The organism is Paenibacillus sp. 05T425 (assembly GCF_056396205.1).
The window spans coordinates 1-494 of sequence record NZ_JBFTLA010000083.1 but is presented as its reverse complement, the minus strand read 5'-3'; the positions used below and the strand labels follow the sequence as shown (position 1 = coordinate 494).

General features: G+C 62.3%; 1 protein-coding gene. It reads right to left on the bottom strand.

All coding sequences use genetic code 11. From position 1 onward, the window contains the following. Nucleotides 1-494: helicase HerA-like domain-containing protein (locus tag AC1DF0_RS32180; RefSeq protein WP_477577633.1), on the bottom strand; the 494-nt coding region annotated here is incomplete at both ends.

Below are 494 nucleotides of genomic sequence, written 5' to 3'. Positions count from 1 at the left end.
GTTTCAGGCCCCGGCGCCAACCCCTTGCGCCCCATCAGCACTTCATAGGCCGATTCGCGATCAACCGGTTTGTCATATCGCCCTTTAAACGGCGAACCGGCAATCAGCACCGTGCGCTCAGTCTCGGTCAGCGGACCGATCCGCGATTGCGGCGGTGCGACCAGTACACGCTGGACCATCTCCGGCGTGCCCTTGTCCTGCAAGGTGCCGACCAACGCCTCGCCGATGCCCAGCTCAGTCAACACCGACAAGGCATCAAATGCCGGGTTCGGCCGGAAGCCCTCGGCCACTGCCCGCAGGGATTTCTGCTCTTTGGCGGTGAACGCGCGCAAGCCATGCTGAACACGCAGGCCCAACTGAGCCAGCACATCATCCGGTAAGTCCCCCGGCGATTGGGTGACGAAATACACGCCCACGCCTTTCGAACGGATCAGCCGCACCACTTGTTCCAGACGATCCTGCAACGCCTTGGGCGTACCGGCGAACAACAAGTG